Raw genomic sequence first — 21,223 nt, 5'->3', positions numbered from 1 at the left:
CGCGCCCGATGCGCGAGCGCTCCAGCCGCACGCACACCAGCACCGAGCCCACCACCAGCGCCAGGAACAGGTAGTAGTACAGCGTCACGGGCGGCAGCGTCAGCCCCAGCACCTCCAGCGGCTCCCCAAGGCTCAAGCCCCAGAAGTGGATGGGGTCGATCTGCCCGATGCCGCGCGGCCCGTTGGTCACGTTCACGGGGTATTCCATGTTGTTCAGGAACACGCGGATGATCTCCCCAAAGCCCAGCGTGACGATGGCCAGGTAGTCCCCGCGCAGCTTCAGCGTGGGCGAGCCCAGCACCACCCCGGCCAGTGCGGCCAGTGCGGCCCCGAGCGGGATCACCACCCACAGCGGTGAGTGCAGCCCCTCAGGGAAGTGCGCCGCGAACCACTCGAAGTTCTCCGCCAGGTGCGGGCTGCTCAGCAGCGCGAACATGTACGCCCCCACGGCGTAGAAGGCCACATAGCCCAGGTCCAGCAGCCCGGCGTAACCCACCACGATGTTGAGCCCCAGCGCCAGCAGCACGTACAGCAGCGCCAGGTCCAGGATGCGCACCGGCCCATTGCCCAGCTGCTGCACCCCCAGTGGCAGCACCAGCAGCGCCAGCGCGGCCAGGCCAAACACGATCAGCTTGTTCTTTTGCATGCTCTTGACTCCTTCAAGCACGGTCGGCCACGCGCTCACCCAGCAGCCCCGAGGGCCGCAGCGTCAGCACCAGGATCAGCGCCAGAAACGCGAAGATGTCCGCGTAGTGGCTGCCCAGCACCCCGCCCGTGAGCTCGCCCAGGTAGCCCGCCCCGATGGCCTCGATCAGCCCCAGCAGCACGCCCCCCACCATGGCCCCGGCCAGGTTGCCAATGCCCCCCAGCACCGCCGCCGTGAAGGCCTTGAGCCCCGGCATAAAGCCCATCGAGTGCTGCACCGTGCCGTAGTTGGCCGCCCACATCAGCCCGGCCACCGCCGCCAGCGCCGCACCAATCACAAACGTCGCCGAAATCACCGCATCGGGCTTGACCCCCATCAGCGCGGCCACGCGCGGGTTCTCCGCCGTCGCACGCATCGCGCGGCCCAGCCGGGTGTAGTTCACCAGGTAGAGCAGGCTCACCAAAATCACCAGCGTGCTGACCAGAATCAGCACCTGCGTCACCGAGATCACCGCCCCCATCACCTCAATGGGCTCGGCCGGCAGCAGCTGCGGGAAGGGCTTGGGGTTGGGCTTCCAGATGATCATCGCCAGCGTCTGCAGCAGCAGCGACATGCCCATGGCCGTGATCAGCGGCGCCAGGCGCGGCGCACGCCGCAGCGGCCGGTACGCCACGCGCTCAATCGCGTAATTCAGCGCCATGCACACCGCCACCGCGCAGCCCAGCGCCACCAGCATCAGCGCCCACCCCGGCAGCCCATAGCCCTGCAGCGCGCTCACCACCGTCCAGCTCACCAACGCCCCCACCATCAACACCTCGCCGTGCGCGAAATTGATCAGGTTGATGATCCCGTACACCATCGTGTACCCCAGCGCCACCAGCGCGTACATGCTCCCCAGCACCAGCCCGTTGATGATCTGCTGTATCAGGATGTCCATGGGTTGCCCCGTCCTTGTTCTCTTGCGTTATCAAGCCAGCCAAAACCCTGGCCACTGCGGCATGCCCTTCATAACGCAACAGCCGTGCCACCGCCGCTTCTTGCAGGGTATTCACCGACAAATCAGCCCTCACTGACGACTCCCGATATCGGCTTGACGCGCATCAATCCGGCAAGACCCTAGGCCCGAATCAAATTCCCTGGGCCGCGATGGGCGGAATTCCGCACCTCAACAAGAGTTGCCGGTGCGGAATCTCGCCTGCGGGGAATCCACCATTGGGGCTGCAGCAAAGGCCGCGTGGGAATTGGGCACACTGCAGGCCCATGCAGCACGCCAGCCCCGACCACGCCTTGCTTCAAGAGCAGGCACAAACCGCCCCCAAGGCCCTGCGCTCGGGTGCGGCACGGCTGTGGCCCTGGCTGCGCGACGTGACCCTGACGGTGCTGCTGGTGGCCGGTGGCGCCATCACGGCCTCGCAATGGCGTGAGCGTGTCGGCCTGAACAACCTCGCGGCCGTGGCCACGGAAAGGCTGGAGCTCTACGCCGCGAACCTGGAAGCCGAGCTGGGCCGCCACGCCTACCTGCCCAGCCTGCTGGCGGCCGACACCCATGTGCAGCAGTTTCTGTCTCAGCCCCAAGATGCCAGCGCCCGCCAGCGCCTCAGCAGCTATCTGGCCGGGGTGAATGTGCGCGCGGGCACCATGCAAATCCTGCTCACCGACGCACAAGGCCAGGTGCTGGCGGCCAGCGACCAGCGCCCGCCCGCCGCGCAGCTGCGCGAGGCCCTGGCCAGCGACGCGCTGCAGTTCTTTGTCGGCAGCGAGCAAGAAGGGCCGAGCTTCTACCTGCTGCACCCCATGCAGCGCGAGGGCCAGACGCGCGCCGTGGTGGTGGTCAAGCTCAGCCTGGCTCCCCTGGAAGCCAGCTGGATGGACCTGGGCTTGCGCACCCAGGGCGAGCGCCTGCTGGTGGCCGATGCCCACGGCGTGGTGGTGATGAGCTCCTTCGAGCCCTGGCGCCACCGCCTGCTGGAGCCGCGCCGTGCCGATAAAGCGCTGCCCGGTTTTGACGAAGCGCGCTACGCACGACCGCCCGGGCCAGCCCTGGGCCTGCCCACCCCGCTGCAAAGCCACAACGGCGTGAGCCTGGTGATGCTGCGCGACCAGCCCGACGCCGCCCCGCGCCGCCACATGGCGCAGGAGCGTCTGCTGGTGCCGCAGGGGCTGCGCATGCTCTCGCTCTCCCAACCCACAGAGGTGTGGGAACAAGCACGCCTGGCAGGCTGGGCCGGTGCGGCCATGGGCTTGTGTGTGGCCCTGTTGTGGCTCTACCTGGTGCGCCGCCGCCGCCACCTGCACCAACTCTTCAGCGCCCAGGTGCAGCTGCAGCAGGCGCATGCCCAGCTCGAACGCGTGGTGGACCATCGCACCGCCGAGCTGCGTCAGACCAATGCCGAACTCAAGCGCCAAATCCAGCAGCGCCTGCAAACCGAAGGCGAGCTGCTACAAGCCGGCAAGCTGGCGGTGCTGGGGCAGATGTCGGCCGGGCTCTCCCACGAGGTGAACCAACCGCTGACGGCGCTGCGCGCGCTGGCGGGCAACTCGCTGCGCCTGCTGCAAGCCGGGCGCCACGCCGAGGTGGCTGACAACCTGCACCACATCGACCAGATGGTGCAGCGCATGGGCGCCATCGCGCGCCAGCTCAAGAGCTTTGCACGGCGCGCCGAGCCGCTGCTGGGCCCCGTCTCGCTGCTGGACTGTGTGCGCCACGCCGAGCTCATCTTGCAGCACCGGTTGCGCGCGCTGGAGCTGCAGCTGCAGCTGGACATTGCGCCAGGGCTGCGTGTGCGCGCCGAAGGCAACCGTCTGGAACAAGTGCTGGTGAACCTGCTGGGCAATGCCCTGGATGCGCTGGCCGACGCCCCCCAGCGCGAGCTGCGCGTGCGCGCCCTGCGCCAGGACGGGCAGCGCGTGCTGGTGGCCGTGCAAGACAGCGGCTGCGGCTTGAGCGACGCGCAGCTGCAACGCCTGTTCGAACCTTTTTTCACCACCAAACCCGCCGGTGAAGGCCTGGGCCTGGGTTTGGTGATTTCTTCCAAAATCGTGCATGAGTTTGGCGGTACGCTGCGCGCCCAACGCCTGCCCACGGGCATGAGTTTTGAATTTGATTTAGCGGTAGAGACTTGGCACGCCGCGGAGGACGAGGACGATGTTTGAGGGATTCAAGGTGCTGTTCGTCGAAGACGACCACCCAGTTCGTGCCAGCCTGACACAGACCCTGGAGCTCGAAGGGCTGCAGGTGCTGCCCTGCGCCAGCGCGGAAGAAGCGCTGGCCCACATCCAGCCCGGTGCGCAGCTGGTGGTGGTCAGCGACATCCGCCTGCCCGGCATGGACGGCCTGACCCTGCACCAGCATGTGCAAAGCACCGACCCCGGCATCCCGGTGATTCTCATCACCGCGCATGGCGACGTGGCCATGGCCGTGCACGCCATGCGCAGCGGCGCCTACGACTTCATCGAAAAACCTTTTGCGCCCGAGCACCTGGTGGACACCGTGCACCGTGCACTGGACGTGCGCATGCTGCGCCTGGCCTCACAGCAGCTGCGCGAACAGCTGCAGCGCAGCAATGGCATTGAGGCCGCGCTGCTGGGCCAGTCCACGGTGATGCAGCAGCTGCGCCGCCAGGTGCTGACGCTGGCCGCCACCTCGGCGGACGTGATGATTCTGGGCGAGACGGGCACCGGCAAAGAGCTGGTGGCGCGCTGCCTGCACGACCACAGCGCGCGGCGCGACCGCCACTTCGTGGCCATCAACTGCGGCGGCCTGCCCGAGCAGCTCTTTGAGAGCGAGCTCTTCGGGCACGAGCCCGGCGCCTTCACCTCCGCGGCCAAGCGGCGCATTGGCAAGATCGAACACGCCAACGGCGGCACGCTGCTGCTGGACGAGATCGAAACCATGCCGCTGCCGCTGCAGATCAAGCTGCTGCGCGTGCTGCAGGAGCGCCGCGTCAGCCGTCTGGGCAGCAACGAGGAGCTGCCCGTCAATGTGCGCTTCATCGCCGCCACCAAGACCGACCTGCGCGCCATGGGCGAGCAAGGCAGCTTTCGCAGCGACCTGTACTACCGGCTCAACGTCGCCACGCTGGTGCTGCCACCGCTGCGCCAGCGGCGCGAGGACATCCCGCTGCTGTTCCAGCACTTCGTGGCCCAGGCCTGCGCGCGCTACGAACGCGAGGCCCCCGAGCTGCAGCCCCAGCGCCTGCGCGAACTCATGGCCCACGACTGGCCCGGCAATGTGCGCGAAATCCGCAACGCCGCCGACCGCTTTGTGCTCTCGCTGGACGAGCTCGACCCCGGTGCGGCCGCCCACAGCACACCCACGCTCAGCCTGGCGCGCCAGATGGAGCAGGTGGAAAAGGCCCTCATCGAGCAGGCCCTGCGCCGCTGCCAGGGCAAGATTGCCCCCACCATGGAGCTGCTGGGCACGCCCAAGAAAACGCTGTACGACAAGCTGCACCGCCACGGCATCGTGCCCGAGCAGTTCCGCTGAGCAGTTGCGCGCAATGCCTGCGCTGGCGCCACTTCAGGGCGCGTAGTGCGCGGGATTGGGGCTGTCGCTGGGCTGGGCAATCACGCGGCGCAGCGCCGCGCTCATGGGCAGGCGCATGTTTTGGCCATTGGGCGCAATGGGCTGCTCGAACCAGCGGCGGTAGATCTGGTGGATCTCGCCACTGCGGTAGAGCTGGGTCAACACCTCATCCACCAGGCGCTTGAACACGGCGTCTCCGCGCCGCAGCCCCAGGGCGTAGGGCTCCACACTCAAAGCCAGGCTGGAGAGGCGGTAGTCCTGCGCCTGCAGTCCAGCAGGGGTGAGGGCCAGGCGGCCCAGCAGCAGCACGTCGTCCATCAAATAGGCATCGGCTTGATTGCGGCGCAGCAGCTCAAAAGCCTCGGGGTCTTCCGCACCGGTGACGATGCGCATGCCCAGTTTGCGTTCCTGGTTGAGGCGGTTGAGCACTTGCTGGCTGGTGGTGCCCAGCGTGGTGGCCACGGTCAAGCCGCGCAAATCGTTCAGGGTTTGGAGCTCCACATCGCGGCGCGTCAACAGCCGGGTTTGGGCCACAAAGGTGGTGATGGAAAAGCCCTGGCTGAGCGCACGCTGCGCGGTGTGGGTGGTGACGCCGCACTCCAGGTCCAGCGTGCCGTTGGCGCTCAAGGCCACGCGCGCCGTGGAACTTACGGCCACGCGCTTGACCTCCAGATCGGGCAGGTTCAAGCGCTGGCGCACCGCGGCGATGACGCGCTCGCACAGCTCCACCGAATAGCCCGCGGGCTTGAGCCTTGCGTCCACGAAAGAAAACGGCGGAGCCGAAGGCCGGTAGCCCATGACGATCACGCCCGTGGTGCGCACGCGTTCCAGCGTGGGGCTGCTGTCGGGGCTCTGCGCCGCAGCAGCCCCCAGCGCCACGCTCAGCATCAACCACGCCGCCCAATGGCGCCTGGGGCTGCGGGGCGAAACGGGGGCGGGCTGTGTCATGTGCCGATGGTAGAGCGGCACAGCGCAGGTCGAGGCCCGTAAAAACGCCCTTGCGTGGCGCGTTCGCGCTGCGCCTGCCCGCCCTCAGAGCGCAGGCACGCTCTGGCAGTGCGGCAAGGTGGCCGCGAGCTGCACCACGGCCTGCGCTGTGGGGGCATGGGCGCCGGGCTGGGTGCAAGCCAGAGCCCCGGCGGCCAGGGCCTGGCGCAGGTGCAGCTCGGGCGCGGCGTCGGGCTGCTGCATCAAACTGGCCAGCAGTGCCGCCACAAAGGCGTCGCCCGCGCCCACGGTGTCGGCCACAGCCACTTCGGGCGCGCGCCCTTGCCAGCCCTGGCGACCGGCCCACAAGGTGGCGCCTTGCGCCCCCTGGGTGCACACCACCAAGGCCTGTGGCGCCCACTGGCGCAGCTGCTGCAGGCCCTGCGCCAAATCCGTGCAGCGCAGCAGGCCCAGCACGTCTTCGTCAGAGACCTTGATCAGATGGGCCAGCGCGCACATCTCGCGCAGCATGGGGTCGTAGTCCGGGCCCATGCTGGCGCGGAAGTTGGGGTCGTAGCTGATGCGCACCCCGCGGGCCTTGAGCGCGCGGGCCTGTTCCAGCAGGCGCGCTGCCAGCGGCTCACGCGCCAGGCTGATGCCGCCAAAGTGCGCCCACTGCACGGCCGCCTGCCAGCCCTGGGGCAGCGCAGCGGGGTCGAAGTGCAGATCGGCGCTGTCGTCCCCGATGAAGAAATAGCGTGGGGGCGCCGTTTCATGCACCACGGCCAGCAGCGGTGCGTATTCGGTGCGCTGCAAAAAGCGCGCATCCAGGCCCGCCTCCAGGGAAGCCTGCCAGAGCTGCTGCCCGAACACATCGCGGCTGATAGCGCCCGCAAATCCGGTGCTCACGCCCAGCGCCTGAGCGGCACGCGCCACGTTCCAGCCCGCGCCGCCACAGCGGCTCTTCCAGTCCTGGGCGCCGACGCGGATCAAATCGGTGAGGGCCTCGCCCAGCACCACCAGCTGCGGCAGGGGTGCGGCGGGCGTCACGGCGCAGCTCCCACGGCCCCGTCAGCGCGCAGAGGCAAGGGCAAACGGCCGCCGCGCGGTGCACCTTGCAGCGCCCGCACCACCTCGTAGCAAGCGCCCATGGTGTGGTAGTCCACCTTGCCCGCCGGGCTTTTTTCGTCGGAGTAAGCGCGGCCTTCGCGGCTCTTGATGCGATACCAGGCGCCATGCTGGTGGTCCACAAAATGCGCCCAGCTGTAGGCCCAGATGCGGTCGTACCAGCTCCAGTAGCGCACGGCCTCGACCGCGTCGGATTGGCGCAGCGCCAGCAAGCCCGCCGTGGCCAGGCTCTCGGCCTGCACCCAAAAGTATTTGTCGCTGTCGCACCAGCTGCCATCGGGGCCAAAACCATAGACCAGGCCGCCGTGTTGCTCGTCCCAGCCGCGCTGCATGGCCACATCAAACAACTCTTGCGCGCGCGGCGCCAGCCAATGCACCTCAGCCCAGGGCTGCAACAGCACGGCAGGGTCGAGCTGGGCATGGGCTTGAATCTGGCGCTCCAGCGTGAGCAGCAGCTTGGCCCACTCCGTGAGGTGGCCGGTCTGAAAGCCCCAGGGGCGAAAGATATTGGTTTTGTCGTGGCGGTTGTAGTCCCAGTCGGGTTGCCAGTCGGCGTGGTAATGCTCCCAAATCAAGCCACCGGCCAGCGCAGCCTGACGCTGGCACATATGCCGCGCCAGCACCGCAGCGCGCTCCAGGTAGTGCGGCTGCGCCGTGGCTTCATGCGCGGCCAGCAAGGCCTCGCACAGGTGCATATTGGCGTTTTGGCCGCGGTAGCTGTCCAGCTGCGACCAATCGGCCGAGGCTTCATCGGCGTAAAGCCCGTGCTCCGGCTGCCAGAAGCGCGCCTGCAGCAAATCCCAGGTTTCTTCCAGCCAGGGCTGGGCTTGGGTCTGCCCGGCCATCACGGCGTGGGCGTAGGCCAGCATCACAAAGGCCAGGCCGTAGCAGTGGTTGGTGGCGTCGAGGCTCTGGGCGCGGCCATCGCGCCAGCTCAGCTGCCACCAGTAGCCGCCGGTGTCGCTTTGGCGGTGGGCCTGGCGCAGAAAACGCAGGCCGTGCTGCAACTGCTCCCCATGCTGGGGCTGGCCGAAATGGCGCCACGCCATGGCGGCGTTGAACACCATGCGGGTGCTGGAGACGAGATGACGCGTGTGGCGGTCATAGACCTCGCCATCGTCGCGGAAGAAGTGAAAGAAACCGCCGCTGGCGTCGACCGCCCGGGGGTCGTAAAAGGACAGCGTGTGCCGCACATGTGCCAGCAGCACAGCGGGGTCTCGAACGTCGGGCAGGGGTGGGTGGTTCATGCCCGAATTGGAGCGCAAACAGCCCCAGGCTGTCGCGCTGCCAGCGGGCTCACAGGCCCCGAGATTTTCTGCAGTCGGGCGCGAGTCCTGCTCGCGCCCGGGAAGGCCGCTGGCCTTACTTGATGGACTTGAAGCGGGCGCGCTTGGGACGTGCGCCTTCTTCGCCCAGACGCTTGACCTTGTCGGCCTCGTACTCGGTGAAGTTGCCGTCAAAGAAGGTCCACTTGGCGTCGCCCTCGTAGGCCAGGATGTGGGTGCAGATGCGGTCGAGGAACCAGCGATCGTGCGAGATCACCATGGCCGAGCCACCGAACTCCAGCAGCGCCTCTTCCAGCGCGCGCAGGGTTTCGACGTCCAAGTCGTTGGAGGGTTCGTCCAGCATCAGCACGTTGCCGCCCTGAGCCAGGGTCTTGGCCAGATGCAGGCGACCGCGCTCACCACCGGAGAGCTGGCCCACCATCTTCTGCTGGTCGTTGCCCTTGAAGTTGAAGCGGCCGATGTAGGCGCGGCTGGGCATGACAAACTTGCCCACCACGATGTTGTCCAGCCCACCCGAGACGTCTTCCCACACCGTCTTGTTGGCGTCCAGGCTGGCGCGGCTTTGGTCCACAAAGGCCAGCTTGGCGGTCTTGCCGATGACCACTTCGCCGCTGTCAGGCGTTTCGGTGCCCTGGATCATGCGGAACAAAGTGGACTTGCCCGCGCCGTTGGGGCCGATGATGCCCACGATGGCGCCAGGGGGCACCTTGAAGCTCAGGTCTTCGATCAGCACGCGGTCGCCAAAGCTCTTGGTGACGCCCTTGAACTCAATGACTTCATTGCCCAGGCGCTCGGCCACGGGGATGAAGATTTCATTGGTTTCGTTGCGCTTTTGGTAGTCCATGTCGGACAGCTCTTCAAAGCGCGCCAGACGCGCCTTGCTCTTGGCTTGACGGCCCTTGGCGTTGGAGCGCACCCACTTGAGCTCCTCCTTCATGGCCTTCATGCGCGCGTCTTCGGACTTCTGCTCCTGCTCCAGGCGGCGCTCTTTCTGGTCCAGCCAGTCGGAGTAGTTGCCCTTCCAGGGAATGCCGTGACCACGGTCCAGTTCCAGAATCCACTCCGCGGCGTTGTCCAGGAAGTAGCGATCGTGGGTGATGGCCACCACGGTGCCAGAGAAGCGCTGCAGGAACTGCTCCAGCCAGTGCACGCTTTCGGCGTCCAAGTGGTTGGTGGGTTCGTCCAGCAGCAGCATGTCGGGCTTGGACAGCAGCAGGCGGCACAGGGCCACCCGGCGCTTTTCACCACCGGAGAGGTTGTCGATCTTGGCGTCCCAGGGCGGCAGGTTCAGCGCGTCAGCAGCCAGCTCCAGCTGCAGGTCGGTGTTCTCCGAACCGGCTGCGGCAATGATGGCTTCGAGCTCGCCTTGCTCGGCGGCCAGGGCGTCGAAGTCAGCGTCGGGTTCGGCATAGGCGGCATAGACCTCGTCCAGGCGCTTCTTGGCCGCCAGCACGCCACCAATGCCCTCTTCCACGGCTTGACGCACGGTTTGATCGGGGTCGAGCTTGGGCTCCTGCTCCAGGTAGCCGATCTTGATGCCGGGCATGGGCACGGCTTCGCCTTCGAACTCCTTGTCCACGCCCGCCATGATTTTCAAGATGGTGGACTTGCCCGACCCGTTCAGGCCCAAAACACCAATCTTGGCGCCCGGGAAGAAGGACAGGGAAATGTCCTTGAGGATGTGGCGCTTGGGGGGAACCGTTTTGTTCACACGGTTCATTGAAAAGACGTACTGAGCCATGGCTGGGTGTCTTGTTGAGTCGAAAAATCTGGGGGCACGGGGCTGCCCCCGTGAAAGCGCAATTGTCGCAGCTTCCAATTCCGCACTGGCCATGCCCCTAAACTGCGCGGTTCCAGTCACAGACAAGAGAACACGATGCGCCTGCTGAACATCTGCTTGCTGGGAGCTGCCCTGTGCTTGGGTGGCGCGAGTTCCGCCCAGACCCTGCGCTGGGCCAGCCAGGGGGATATGCAAACGGCTGATCCGCACGCTCAAAACGAGGTGCTGACCAACGCCATGAACGGCCATGTGTATGAACGCTTGGTCTCGCGCGACCGGCTGCTGGCCATTGTTCCGGGCCTGGCCACGGAATGGGCACAGGTCAACCCGCTGCTTTGGCGCGTGAAGCTGCGCCAGGGCGTGAAGTTCCACGACGGCACCCCCTTCACCGCAGACGATGTGGTGTTCTCCATGATGCGCGCCCGCGCGCCCACCTCACAGCTGAGCAACTACGCCAACGCCCTGGGCACGCCCAAGCGCATTGACGACCACACGGTGGAGTTCCAGCTCGAGCGCGTCAACCCGGTGTTTTTGCAGCACCTCGACACCATCAACATCATGAGCAAGCGCTGGTGCGAGCAAAACCGCGTCACCCAGCCGCAGAACTTCAAAGACCGCGAAGAAACCTACGCCGCCACACGCGCCAACGGCACCGGCCCCTACATGCTGGCGGCACGCGAGCCCGGCATCAAAACCGTGTTCCGCCGCAATCCCAACTGGTGGGGCAAGTTCGAAGGCAATGTGCAGGAGGCCGTGTTCACGCCTGTAGGCAACGATGCCACGCGGCTGGCCGCCTTGGTCTCGGGCGAGCTGGACTTTGTGCTGGACCCCGCCCCGCGCGACGTGCAGCGCCTGCGCAGTACCACCGGTGTGAAGGTCTTGGACGGCCCGGAAAACCGCATCATCTTCATCGGCATGGACCAAGCGCGCGACAAGCTGCTGCACGCCAAAGTGCCTGGCGACAAAAACCCCTTCAAAGACATTCGCGTGCGCCAGGCGCTCTACCAGGCCGTGGACATCGAGGCCATCAAGAGCCGGCTCATGAACGGCCTGTCAGCCCCCACCGGCGCGCCCACGGCCACGCCGCTGGCCAACTTCCACGACGGTGGTATTGAAGCGCGCCTGCCCTACGACCTCAACAGCGCCCGCAAGCTCATGAGCGACGCCGGCTACGCCCAGGGCTTTGAGGTGACGCTGGACTGCACCAACAACCGCTACATCAACGACGAAGAAATCTGCCTGGCCCTGGCCTCCATGTGGCAAAAGATTGGCGTGAAGGTGCGCGTCAACGCCCAACCCCGCGTGCTGATGTTCCCCAAGCTCGAAAAGCTCGACACCAGCCTCTACATGTACGGCTGGGGCGGCTCCATCACCGACGCTGAAACCATCATGACCCCCGTGCTGCGCAATCGCGGCGACAAGGGCGTGGGCTACTACAACTACGGCAACTGGAAGAACGACAAGTTCGACCAGCTCGCCGCCGCCTCCAGCGTCGAGCCCGACGCCAAAAAGCGCGAGGAGCTGATCAAGAACGCGCTGCGCGAGTTCAAAGCAGGCCTGCACGTGCTGCCGTTGCACCGCCAAGTCATCCCTTGGGCCATGCGCCAAAACGTGCAAGCTGCACACCGTCCGGACAACTGGCTTTGGTTGCCCTGGGTGCAGATCAACAGCAAATAAGCATTCGCCCGGTACAATCGGGCCAATCGCCACGCGCGCAGTCTTGCCGTGGCGATTGTTTTTTGGGCCTTGTGCTCCTGCGGTCTCAAGACTGGCGCTGTGGCGCTTCGCATGCGAAGCCTTGGGCGCGGCCGCGAAGCTGACTCGCCGTTGCTGCCGGGGCGCCCCACTTTGGGAGGCCTGAGGCAGGCCGTGCCTTACCTACTCCACCGCACTCATGAGTTTTGATTCCCTGGGGCTGTCACAGCCTCTGCTGCGCGCCATTGCTGACGCCGGCTACACCTCCCCTACTCCCATTCAGGCCCAAGCCATTCCGCTGGTGCTGCAAGGAGGCGACCTGATGGCAGGCGCCCAGACCGGCACTGGCAAAACCGCAGGCTTCACCCTGCCCATGCTGCAGCGTCTGAGCACCGGTGCCCCGGTGCGCGATGCACGCGGCCGTCTGGCCGTGCGCGCCCTGGTGCTCACGCCCACCCGAGAACTGGCCGCACAGGTTGAAGACAATGTGCGCACCTACGGCAAGTACCTGCCGCTGTCGAGCATGGTGATGTTCGGCGGCGTGGGCATGAAGCCGCAAATCGACCGCCTGAGAAAAGGTGTGGACATCCTCGTGGCCACGCCCGGGCGGCTTTTGGACCACGTGGCGCAAGGCACGCTGGACCTCTCGCAAATCCAGATCCTGGTGCTGGACGAAGCCGACCGCATGCTGGACATGGGCTTCATCCACGACATCAAAAAAGTGCTGGCCCTGCTGCCCAAGAACAAGCAAAGCCTGCTGTTCTCGGCCACCTTCAGCGACGACATCAAAGCCCTGGCTGACCGGCTGCTCAATCAACCCGGCTTGATCGAAGTGGCGCGGCGCAATGCCACGGCCGACACCATCGACCAGCTCATCCACCCGGTCGACCGGGACAAGAAAAAAGAGCTGCTGGCCCACCTCATTGAGCGCCACGACTGGCACCAGGTGCTGGTGTTCACGCGCATGAAGCACGGCGCCAACCGCCTGGCTGAGTTCCTGAACAAAAACGACATCACCGCCATGGCCATCCATGGCAACAAGAGCCAGGGTGCACGCACCAAGGCGCTGGCCGACTTCAAAAGCGGCGCGCTCAAGGTGCTGGTGGCCACGGACATTGCCGCGCGCGGCATCGACATCGACCAGCTGCCCCACGTGGTGAACTACGAGCTGCCCAATGTCAGCGAAGACTACGTGCACCGCATTGGCCGCACCGGGCGTGCGGGCGCGCAAGGCCAGGCTGTGAGCCTGGTGTGCGTGGACGAAGAGGGCTTTCTGCGCGACATCGAAAAACTCATCAAGCGTGAGATTCCGCGCCAAGTCATCGCCGGTTTTGAGCCCGATCCCAACGCCAAGCCCGAGCCCATCGTGATGGGCCGCATGGTGCTGCACGGCGGTCTGGGTGGCGGCGGAGCCAAGCGCAGCGCCCCCGGCGGTGGTGGCGGACGCGGCGGCCCAGGCCGTGGCGCTCCAGGCGGTCCACGCCAGGGCGAAGCACGTTCAGGCCATGGCGGCGGCCGCGGCGGCGCGCCCAAGCCCGCAGGAGGCCGTCCCGCACAAGGTGGCCGGCCTCAGGGTTCGGGCGCTGCGAATGGGCAAGCAGGTTCAGGCCGTGGCCCCGCTTCTGGCGGCCGCCCTGCCAACGCAGGCGCAGGCACCGGTGGCAACAATGGCGGTAACGGTGGCAATGGTGGCCAGGGTGGCAACGGTGGCCGTGGTGGCCGCAGCGCCCAGGCCGGCACAGGTGGCTCGCGCCTGCTGCAACCCAAGCGCTAAACCCGGCACGAGCCCTGCCATAGGCCACAGCCATGCCCGCGCCTTTGCAAGCTGCCGAGGTGGATTTCAGCGATGCCAGCGCCCCCCAGGCGCCGGCCTATGGCGATGTCTACCACGCGCGCGCAGGAGCACTGGCACAGGCCCAGCACGTCTTTCTCGCTGGCAACCGCCTGCCGCAGCGCTGGCAATCGCGCCCGCGCTTTGTGGTGCTGGAAACCGGCTTTGGCCTGGGCAACAACTTTCTGGCCACCTGGGACGCCTGGCGAGCTGACCCGCAGCGCTGCGAGCGGCTCGTCTTCATCAGCGTCGAAAAACACCCTCTGCGCCTGCAAGACCTGCAGCGCGCCCATGCGCATTCACCGCTGCCTGACTTGGCCCAGCAGCTGCAGGCCCTGTGGCCAGCGCTGACGCCCGACCTGCACCTGCTGGACTTTGAAGGCGGGCGCGTGCAGCTCATGCTGGCACTGGGCGAGGCGCAGCACTGGCTCGCCCAGCTGCAAGCCCAGGTGGACGCCATCTATCTGGACGGCTTCGCACCCGCGCGCAACCCCGATTTGTGGTCGCCCACCGTGTTCAAGCAACTGGCACGCCTGGCCGCCCCGGACGCCACGGCCGCCACCTGGAGCGTGGCGCGCAGCGTGCTCGACGGCCTGCAAACCGCCGGCTTTGACGCCCAAAAAGTGCCTGGCTTTGCCAGCAAAGGGCAGATGTGTATGGCGCAGTTGCATGCCGCGCGGCGTGCCTCACCGCCACCGGGCCGCCAAGCGCTGGCCCCACAGGCCCGCCATGTATTGGTGCTGGGCGCGGGGCTGGCCGGTGCCGCCTGCGCCCGTGCCCTAGCCCGCCAGGGCTTGTCCGTGACGGTGTTGGACGCACGCAGCGCGCCCGCGCAAGTGGCCTCGGGCAACCCCGGCGGGCTCTACCACGGCAGCTTGCATGCCGACGACGGGCCGCACGCACGCTTCAACCGCGCCTGCGCCTTGCGTACAGCACAAGAAGTGGCGCGCATCGGCTCCGCGCTGAGCTGGCATCAAGCAGGCATGCTGCGCGTGGAGCGCAAGCCTCAGGCGCTAGAGGCCATGCAGGCCCTGCTGCAGCGCAGCGCCCTGCCACCGCAGTATGTGCAGGCCCTCGCGCCCGAAGCGCTCAACACCATGACAGGCCTGCCCTTGAGCGCCCCGGCTTGGTTCTACCCCACGGGCGGCGCCCTCTGCCCGGGTGAGCTGGCGCGGCTGTGGCTGCAAGAAGCGCAGGCCCAGCTGCTCATGGGGGTGCAAGTGCACAGCCTGGAGCCGCTTGCGCACGCTCAAGGCTGGCGCGTGCTGGACGGCGCTGGCCGCCCCCTGGCCCAGGCCGATGCCCTGGTGCTGGCCGCGGGCACCGAAAACGCGCGCCTCGCCGCCCCCTGGGTAGCCGGCCCTGCCCTGCCCTGGGTGAGCCAGCGCGGCCAGCTGAGCATGGCCACGGGCACGCAGCTGGCAGGCATGCCCAGGCCACCCCTGCCTCTGGCCGGGGTGGGCTATGCCTTGCAAGGGCCTGATCAAGCGCTCTGGTTTGGCGCCACCACCCAGGCCCATGACCCCGAGCCCGAACCCCGGCCGAGCGACCACGCGCAAAACCTGCAGCGCCTGCAGCAGCTCATGGGCCACAGCCTGAGCGACGCCGAGCTTGACGCGCAAACCCTGGCCGGGCGCGTGGGGTGGCGCAGCCTGGTGGCGGACCGCCTGCCCCTCATCGGCGGCCTGCCCTGTGCCGTACCCGCACAGCGGGCCGAGCAGGCCCGTTTCTGGCCACGCCACGCGGGGCTGCTGTTGTGTGGGGGGCTGGCCTCGCGGGGCATCACCTGGGCCACCCTGGCCGGAGAGCTGGTGGCCGCGCAACTGCTGGGTCTGCCCATGCCATTGGGCGCCGATTTGCTCGACGCCGTCGACATAGCACGCTTTGCGGCACGAGAGCATCGCTGACACGAACTAGCACCACTGCCAAGTCATCAAATCTGATTACTTGCCACTCAAGTACCGGGGTTTACGCTGCGCCTCGTTTTCCGAGTCGTTGGGACAGTTGGAAAACACCTACCCAGGCAATTTCGCCTGTTTGGGTCACTTTCTCTCTGATAACAAGCATCTAGGAGACTGACTATGCAGCATCGCCGTGTTACCAAACACAGCGCCCTTGCGCTTGCGGCCGCTACCTTGGCCCTGTCGTTGAGCCCCCTGGCCGCCTCGGCACAGAGTGCAGCCAAAGATCTTGGTTTGGTCAAGCAAGGCGCGGAGACCCGCGCCCGCGCCCACGTTGAGGCCTTCCGCGGCCTGAGCTGGAATGGCCCTGAACAAAGCTACACCGTGCGCGACACCCACATCGACCCCGATGGCACCGAACACGTGCGCATGGACCGCAAGTTCAAGGGCTTGCGCGTCATCGGCGGCGACTTGATCGTCAGCTCCGATGCGCGCGGCACCCTGCGCGCCATGCAACACACCCTCTCGCGCGCCCCGGAAGTTGAAACCAAGCCCACCGTACCCAGCCTGCGTGCCGTCAAACACGCAGTGCGGGCCAACGAAGGGTCCAGCCTCTTAGGCACCCCCGAGCTGGTGGTGTACGCCCGCCAAGACCTCCCCCGCCTGGCCTGGGACGTGCTGGTGGTGGGTGACGAGGCCGACGGCACACCGTTTGAGCGTCACGTCATCGTTGACGCACACACCGGCCAGCAGCTCGACAGCTGGAACGACATCCACACGGCCGCCGCCAATGGCACAGGCAAGACGCTCTATAGCGGCAATGTGCCGCTGACCACCAACAGCCGCACGACGGGCGGGTTTGAGCTCAAAGACCCCACGCGTGGCAACACTTACACCCTGAACATGAGCAACCGCACCAGCGGTGGCGGCATCGTCACCGATGCCGACAACACCTGGGGTAACAACGCCACCTCTGACAGCGCCTCCGCAGCCGCTGATGCGCAGTACGGCACCGCTGTGACCTGGGACTATTTCAAAAACGTACACGGCCGCTCGGGCATCCGCAACGATGGCGTGGGCGCCTACAACCGCGTGCACTACGGCCGCAGCTACGCCAATGCGTTTTGGTCGGACAGCTGTTTTTGCATGACCTATGGCGATGGCGACGGCCGTTCGCTGCGCCCCCTGGTGTCGCTGGATGTGGCCGGTCATGAAATGACCCACGGCGTCACCAGCCGCACCGCTGGGCTGATTTACTCGGGCGAGTCCGGTGGGCTCAACGAAGCCACCTCCGACATCTTCGGCACCATGGTGGAATTCCATGCCGCCAGCGGCACCGATGTGGGCGACTACCTCATCGGGGAAAAAGTCATGATCAGTCGCGCCTATCTGCGCAATATGGTCAAGCCCAGCGCCGATGGCTCCTCCGCCGACTGCTGGTACAGCGGTGTGGGCAATCTGGACGTGCACCTGAGTTCAGGCGTGGCCAATCATTTCTACTTCCTGTTGGCCGAAGGCACGCAAAGCAGCTACGGCGCCAGCCCCACTTGCCGCAGCACGGACACGCGTGTGGCCACGGGGTCGGACGCTTTGAATGGCATTGGCCGCGCCAAGGCTGCGGCCATTTGGTACCGGGCCCTCACCACCAAGATGACCTCCAACACCAACTTCGCCGCTGCACGCCGTGCCACCGTGGCTGCGGCTGAAGAACTCTACGGCATCGGCAGCACCGAATCCACCGCCGTGGCCAGAGCGTGGACTGCAGTGAACGTCAACTAAGCCTGAAGCAAGACCGAGCAGCGCACTGCTTGCCGATGCGCTGCGCACAAAAAGGGCAGGTGCCGCACTCAGCGGCCCTGCCCTTTTGAATAGCTGCAGCGGAGCTGCCGCCTCAGAACTGCAGCTGCTGCACGCCCGTGGGCGTGCCCAGCAAACACACCTGGGCTTTGTTGCGGGCAAACACGCCCACACACACCACGCCAGGCCATTGGTTGATGTCGCGCTCAAAGGCCACTGGGTCGGTGATGGACAGGCCATGAACGTCCAAGATGAGCCCACCGTTGTCCGTGACCACGCCTTCGCGCAGCTTGGCCTGGCCACCCAGTTCAGCAAAGCGTCGCGCAATCTGCGCCGCAGCCATGGGAATGACCTCCACGGGCAAGGGGAACTTGCCCAGCACCGGCACTTGCTTGCTGGCATCGGCAATGCAGACAAAAGTCTGGGCCAGATCAGCCACGATTTTTTCGCGCGTCAGCGCCGCGCCGCCGCCCTTGATCATGTGGCCTTGAGGGTCGATTTCATCGGCACCGTCGATGTAGACACCCAGCGCAGGCACCTCGGAGGCCTCCAGCACCGCAATGCCCAGCGCGCGCATGCGCTCGGTGGAGCGCACCGAGCTGGACACCGCGCCCGCGATCTTGATGCCGCTGGCAGCCAGCGCGTCGATGAACTTGTCCACCGTCGAGCCCGTGCCCACGCCGATCACGGTGTCGGGCTTCACGTATTGCAATGCCGCCTGGCCCACCAGGGCCTTGAGTTCGTCTTGATTCATCGCTTCCTACCGTCAGAGAAAAATTCGGTGCACGCTTTCCTATGCTCAGCGCTGGCGTGCGCTGCGCCGCTGCGCCACGGCCTGCGCCAGGCGGCGCAGCAGGGGTTCGGTCTGCTCCCAGGAAATGCAGGCGTCGGTGATGGAGACGCCGGGCTTCAAATCAGCCTTGGTCTGGCCCGGGCCGAGGTCTTGGCGGCCGCCGTGCAAATGGCTTTCGATCATGACGCCGCAAATGCGCCCCTCGCCCGCGGCGATTTGCTGCGCCACCTCCTCACCCACCACCAGCTGGCGTTCGTGCTGTTTGCTGGAGTTGGCGTGCGAAAAGTCGATCATGAGGGGCTCGCGCAAGCCCGCCGCCGCCAACTGCGCGCAGGCGGCCTGTACCGATGCTGCGTCGTAATTGGGCGCTTTGCCGCCGCGCAGGATGAGGTGGCAGTCCTCGTTGCCGCGCGTCTCGAAAATCGCGGCCACGCCCATCTTGGTCATGCCCATGAAGGCGTGGCTGGCGCGTGCTGCGAGCACGGCGTCAGCCGCCACTTTGATGCCGCCATCGGTGCCGTTTTTAAAGCCCACCGGGCAGGACAAGCCCGAGGCGAGCTGGCGGTGGCTTTGGCTCTCGGTGGTGCGCGCACCAATGGCGCCCCAGGCGATGAGGTCCGCGATGTATTGCGGCGAGAGCAGGTCCAAAAACTCCGTGCCCGCCGGCAGGCCCAGCGCCGTGATGTCCAGCAGCAACTGCCGCGCCAGGCGCAGGCCTTCGTTCATATTGAAGCTGCCGTCGATCTGCGGGTCGTTGATATAGCCCTTCCAGCCGACCGTGGTGCGGGGCTTTTCGAAGTAGACCCGCATCACCACCAGCAGGTCCTGGCGCAGCTCTTTTTCGGCAGCCTTGAGCAGGCGGGCATAGGCCATGGCCTGGTCATGGTCGTGGATGGAGCAAGGCCCCACCACCACCAGCAAACGGTCGTCAAGGCCCTGCAGCACATCGCTGATCTCGCGCCGTGAGCGCTCCACCAGCTCCAGCGCCGCGTCACCAATGGGCAGCTCGTCCTGCAGCAGGGCGGGCGAGATCAGGGGGCGCACCGCACCAATGCGGGTGTCGTCCGTGCGGGTGGTGTCCACCGTGGCATCCCGCGAGCCGGCTTCACGATCGTGCAGGGGGTTGTCCAGGGGTTTCATGCGCCAGTGCTCCTTGGGTGAGCCTGTCATTATCGGCGCTGCGCCAGCGCAAAGCTGCTGGGACTGCGGCGTCCGCCTGCGACAATCCCACCCCATGTCGCTCCTGCCCTACTCCCTCACCCGTCCTTTTTTGTTCGGCCTAGACCCCGAGCACGCCCACGAACTCACGCTGGGCACCATAGCCCGCCTGCAGAACACACCGGCGCAATGCCTCTGGGCCCAAGCCCGCATTGCCGACCCTGTGAATGTGGCCGGACTGAAGTTCCCCAACCGCATTGGTCTGGCGGCTGGCCTCGATAAAAACGGCCGCTGCATCGACGGCCTGGGCGCCATGGGTTTTGGCTTTATCGAAGTGGGCACCGTCACGCCCAAGGGCCAGCCCGGCAACGACAAGCCGCGCATGTTCCGCCTGCCCGAAGCCAGTGCGCTCATCAACCGCCTGGGCTTCAACAACGAGGGCTTGGAGAGCTTTATTGCCAACGTCAAGCGCTCACACAGCTTCCGCGCGGCAGGCGGTCTGCTGGGCTTGAACATTGGCAAAAACGCCATCACGCCGATTGAAAACGCGGTGGACGACTACCTCATCGGGCTCGAAGGCGTGTTCCCGCACGCGGACTACATCACCGTCAACATCTCCAGCCCCAACACCAAAAACCTGCGCGCGCTGCAAAGCGACGAGGCCCTGGATGCGCTGCTGTCGCGCCTGCAAACGCGCAAGCTGCAGCTGGAGCAGCAGTCGGCGCGCAAGGTGCCGATGTTTGTGAAGATTGCGCCGGACTTGGACGAAGCCCAGGTGGGCGTGATTGCCCAGACTCTGCTGAAAAACGGCATCGACGGCGTGATTGCCACCAACACCACCATCTCCCGCGAGGCCGTGCAAGGTCTGCCGCACGCCGATCAAGCCGGAGGGCTCTCTGGCAAGCCGGTGTTCGAGGCCAGCAACCGCGTGATTCGCCTGCTGCGTGCGGCGCTGGGGCCCAAGTACCCCATCATCGGTGTGGGCGGCGTGATGAGCGGTGCCGATGCGCGCGCCAAGCTGCAGGCCGGAGCCGATTTGGTGCAGGTCTACACAGGCCTGATTTACCGGGGCTCGGCCCTGGTGCCGGAATGCGCGCGCGCTCTGGCCAAAGTCTGAGTCATCCAAACGAAAAAAAGCCGCCCCGAAGAGGCGGCCATTTTCATATCAGAGCGCAAGCCTGAAGCACGCCCTGTGTGTTCAGTTCTTTTGACGGCGACGCATGTACGCCACGCCAACCAAACCGCTGAGCATCAAAGCCATGCTCTCGGGCTCAGGAACTGGAGTCACAGCCAAATTGCCGCCGTAAGACACGGTGCCAGCATTGTTGTTCACACCGGCCACCGACAGCACATAGCTACCTGCGCCCAGATTGGTCACGCCCGCAGCAGTCTGCACCAACACATTGGTGCCGACCACGCTGGTGGAGATTGGAACCGGAGTGCCGTTGAGGGTCACCGTGAAGTTGCTGATGTAATTGAACTCGGTCAAACCAAACTGGAAGAACACGTTCGTCACCGACGCAGCCACCCAGGACTGCTGCCCCAATGTGAACGAGTAATCGTCTTGAAAGAGACCCCCAGGGTTGACCGTGGAATCAAACGACGCCGTGCCAGGGCCATTGAAAGTACCCAGGTTGTAAGAAGTGGCCGACGCGACCCCCGCTACCAAGGTCAAAGCCGCCGCTGCAATCTTCAGTGCATTCATGTATGCGCTCCCTAGCAGATCACCATGCCTGCTATGGCTTGAAGTGTGCAG

Annotated in this window: 16 protein-coding genes; 7 read left to right on the top strand and 9 right to left on the bottom strand. The window is 66.0% G+C overall.

Annotated elements, in window-relative coordinates:
- Positions 1-646 (bottom strand): ABC transporter permease subunit (locus ACG0Z6_RS04075; protein WP_419964617.1); only part of this gene is annotated, 646 nt, incomplete at its 3' end.
- A 13-nt stretch (positions 647-659) separates the two neighbouring features.
- On the bottom strand, positions 660-1,583 hold the full coding sequence (locus ACG0Z6_RS04070) for a branched-chain amino acid ABC transporter permease (protein WP_394458785.1): 924 nt from the start codon (positions 1,581-1,583) through the stop codon (positions 660-662).
- Positions 1,584-1,906: 323 nt separating this feature from the next.
- Here ACG0Z6_RS04070 and ACG0Z6_RS04065 point away from each other — a divergent pair, with 323 nt between their 5' ends.
- Complete coding sequence (locus ACG0Z6_RS04065; RefSeq protein WP_394458784.1) at positions 1,907-3,799, top strand: sensor histidine kinase; 1,893 nt, start codon at positions 1,907-1,909, stop codon at positions 3,797-3,799.
- Positions 3,792-5,132 (top strand): sigma-54-dependent transcriptional regulator, encoded by a 1,341-nt coding sequence (locus ACG0Z6_RS04060; RefSeq protein ID WP_394458783.1) that lies wholly within the window; start codon positions 3,792-3,794, stop codon positions 5,130-5,132. Before ACG0Z6_RS04065 ends, ACG0Z6_RS04060 begins: the two co-directional genes overlap by 8 nt.
- 33 nt (positions 5,133-5,165) lie before the next feature.
- Here ACG0Z6_RS04060 and ACG0Z6_RS04055 read toward each other — a convergent pair whose 3' ends face one another.
- From ACG0Z6_RS04055 to ettA, 4 genes are all read right to left on the bottom strand, one after another.
- On the bottom strand, positions 5,166-6,119 hold the full coding sequence (locus ACG0Z6_RS04055) for an amino acid ABC transporter substrate-binding protein (RefSeq protein ID WP_394458782.1): 954 nt from the start codon (positions 6,117-6,119) through the stop codon (positions 5,166-5,168).
- Between the two features lie 84 nt (positions 6,120-6,203).
- Positions 6,204-7,148 (bottom strand): carbohydrate kinase family protein, encoded by a 945-nt coding sequence (locus tag ACG0Z6_RS04050; protein ID WP_394458781.1) that lies wholly within the window; start codon positions 7,146-7,148, stop codon positions 6,204-6,206.
- On the bottom strand, positions 7,145-8,473 hold the full coding sequence (locus ACG0Z6_RS04045; RefSeq protein WP_394458780.1) for an AGE family epimerase/isomerase: 1,329 nt from the start codon (positions 8,471-8,473) through the stop codon (positions 7,145-7,147). Before ACG0Z6_RS04045 ends, ACG0Z6_RS04050 begins: the two co-directional genes overlap by 4 nt.
- Positions 8,474-8,588: 115 nt before the next feature.
- Positions 8,589-10,253: an energy-dependent translational throttle protein EttA gene (gene ettA, locus ACG0Z6_RS04040; RefSeq protein ID WP_394458779.1), complete on the bottom strand. Its 1,665-nt coding sequence runs from the start codon at positions 10,251-10,253 to the stop codon at positions 8,589-8,591.
- 135 nt (positions 10,254-10,388) lie between these two features.
- Between ettA and ACG0Z6_RS04035 the strand changes: the two genes are divergently transcribed.
- From ACG0Z6_RS04035 to ACG0Z6_RS04020, 4 genes are all read left to right on the top strand, one after another.
- Positions 10,389-11,969: an ABC transporter substrate-binding protein gene (locus ACG0Z6_RS04035; RefSeq protein WP_394458778.1), complete on the top strand. Its 1,581-nt coding sequence runs from the start codon at positions 10,389-10,391 to the stop codon at positions 11,967-11,969.
- A 217-nt stretch (positions 11,970-12,186) separates the two neighbouring features.
- On the top strand, positions 12,187-13,761 hold the full coding sequence (locus ACG0Z6_RS04030; protein WP_394458777.1) for a DEAD/DEAH box helicase: 1,575 nt from the start codon (positions 12,187-12,189) through the stop codon (positions 13,759-13,761).
- A gap of 32 nt (positions 13,762-13,793) precedes the next feature.
- Positions 13,794-15,725, top strand: a complete 1,932-nt coding sequence (gene mnmC / locus ACG0Z6_RS04025; RefSeq protein ID WP_394458776.1) for a bifunctional tRNA (5-methylaminomethyl-2-thiouridine)(34)-methyltransferase MnmC2/FAD-dependent 5-carboxymethylaminomethyl-2-thiouridine(34) oxidoreductase MnmC1 — start codon at positions 13,794-13,796, stop codon at positions 15,723-15,725.
- A 174-nt stretch (positions 15,726-15,899) separates the two neighbouring features.
- Positions 15,900-17,498, top strand: coding sequence for a M4 family metallopeptidase (locus tag ACG0Z6_RS04020; protein WP_394458775.1), 1,599 nt, complete (start codon positions 15,900-15,902; stop codon positions 17,496-17,498).
- Positions 17,499-17,610: 112 nt separating this feature from the next.
- Here ACG0Z6_RS04020 and rpiA read toward each other — a convergent pair whose 3' ends face one another.
- Positions 17,611-18,270: a ribose-5-phosphate isomerase RpiA gene (gene rpiA / locus ACG0Z6_RS04015; RefSeq protein ID WP_394458774.1), complete on the bottom strand. Its 660-nt coding sequence runs from the start codon at positions 18,268-18,270 to the stop codon at positions 17,611-17,613.
- A gap of 45 nt (positions 18,271-18,315) precedes the next feature.
- The gene (locus ACG0Z6_RS04010; protein WP_394458773.1) at positions 18,316-19,449 is read right to left on the bottom strand and encodes a 3-deoxy-7-phosphoheptulonate synthase; all 1,134 of its coding nucleotides are present in this window, start codon (positions 19,447-19,449) and stop codon (positions 18,316-18,318) included.
- A gap of 94 nt (positions 19,450-19,543) precedes the next feature.
- Here ACG0Z6_RS04010 and ACG0Z6_RS04005 point away from each other — a divergent pair, with 94 nt between their 5' ends.
- Positions 19,544-20,584, top strand: a complete 1,041-nt coding sequence (locus ACG0Z6_RS04005) for a quinone-dependent dihydroorotate dehydrogenase (protein WP_394458772.1) — start codon at positions 19,544-19,546, stop codon at positions 20,582-20,584.
- Positions 20,585-20,665: 81 nt separating this feature from the next.
- On the opposite strand, the gene ACG0Z6_RS04000 is transcribed toward ACG0Z6_RS04005, so the two are convergent.
- Positions 20,666-21,172 carry an FxDxF family PEP-CTERM protein gene (locus tag ACG0Z6_RS04000; protein ID WP_394458771.1) on the bottom strand — a complete coding sequence of 169 codons (507 nt, stop codon included), beginning with the start codon at positions 21,170-21,172 and terminating at the stop codon, positions 20,666-20,668.
- Positions 21,173-21,223 lie beyond the last annotated feature (51 nt).

The sequence above is a fragment of the Roseateles rivi genome (genome assembly GCF_043555845.1).
Classification (GTDB): domain Bacteria; phylum Pseudomonadota; class Gammaproteobacteria; order Burkholderiales; family Burkholderiaceae_C; genus Roseateles; species Roseateles rivi.
This window is presented reverse-complemented; position numbering and strand designations above follow the sequence as displayed.

Bases quoted from the DNA above. Each gene is read 5' to 3' on its own strand.
- ACG0Z6_RS04070 (WP_394458785.1), bottom strand. From the start codon at position 1,583: ATGGACATCCTGATACAGCAGATCATCAACGGGCTGGTGCTGGGGAGC.
- ACG0Z6_RS04065 (WP_394458784.1), top strand. From the start codon at position 1,907: ATGCAGCACGCCAGCCCCGACCACGCCTTGCTTCAAGAGCAGGCACAA.
- ACG0Z6_RS04060 (WP_394458783.1), top strand. From the start codon at position 3,792: ATGTTTGAGGGATTCAAGGTGCTGTTCGTCGAAGACGACCACCCAGTT.
- ACG0Z6_RS04055 (WP_394458782.1), bottom strand. From the start codon at position 6,119: ATGACACAGCCCGCCCCCGTTTCGCCCCGCAGCCCCAGGCGCCATTGG.
- ACG0Z6_RS04045 (WP_394458780.1), bottom strand. From the start codon at position 8,473: ATGAACCACCCACCCCTGCCCGACGTTCGAGACCCCGCTGTGCTGCTG.
- ettA (WP_394458779.1), bottom strand. From the start codon at position 10,253: ATGGCTCAGTACGTCTTTTCAATGAACCGTGTGAACAAAACGGTTCCC.
- ACG0Z6_RS04035 (WP_394458778.1), top strand. From the start codon at position 10,389: ATGCGCCTGCTGAACATCTGCTTGCTGGGAGCTGCCCTGTGCTTGGGT.
- ACG0Z6_RS04030 (WP_394458777.1), top strand. From the start codon at position 12,187: ATGAGTTTTGATTCCCTGGGGCTGTCACAGCCTCTGCTGCGCGCCATT.
- mnmC (WP_394458776.1), top strand. From the start codon at position 13,794: ATGCCCGCGCCTTTGCAAGCTGCCGAGGTGGATTTCAGCGATGCCAGC.
- ACG0Z6_RS04020 (WP_394458775.1), top strand. From the start codon at position 15,900: ATGCAGCATCGCCGTGTTACCAAACACAGCGCCCTTGCGCTTGCGGCC.
- rpiA (WP_394458774.1), bottom strand. From the start codon at position 18,270: ATGAATCAAGACGAACTCAAGGCCCTGGTGGGCCAGGCGGCATTGCAA.
- ACG0Z6_RS04010 (WP_394458773.1), bottom strand. From the start codon at position 19,449: ATGAAACCCCTGGACAACCCCCTGCACGATCGTGAAGCCGGCTCGCGG.
- ACG0Z6_RS04005 (WP_394458772.1), top strand. From the start codon at position 19,544: ATGTCGCTCCTGCCCTACTCCCTCACCCGTCCTTTTTTGTTCGGCCTA.
- ACG0Z6_RS04000 (WP_394458771.1), bottom strand. From the start codon at position 21,172: ATGAATGCACTGAAGATTGCAGCGGCGGCTTTGACCTTGGTAGCGGGG.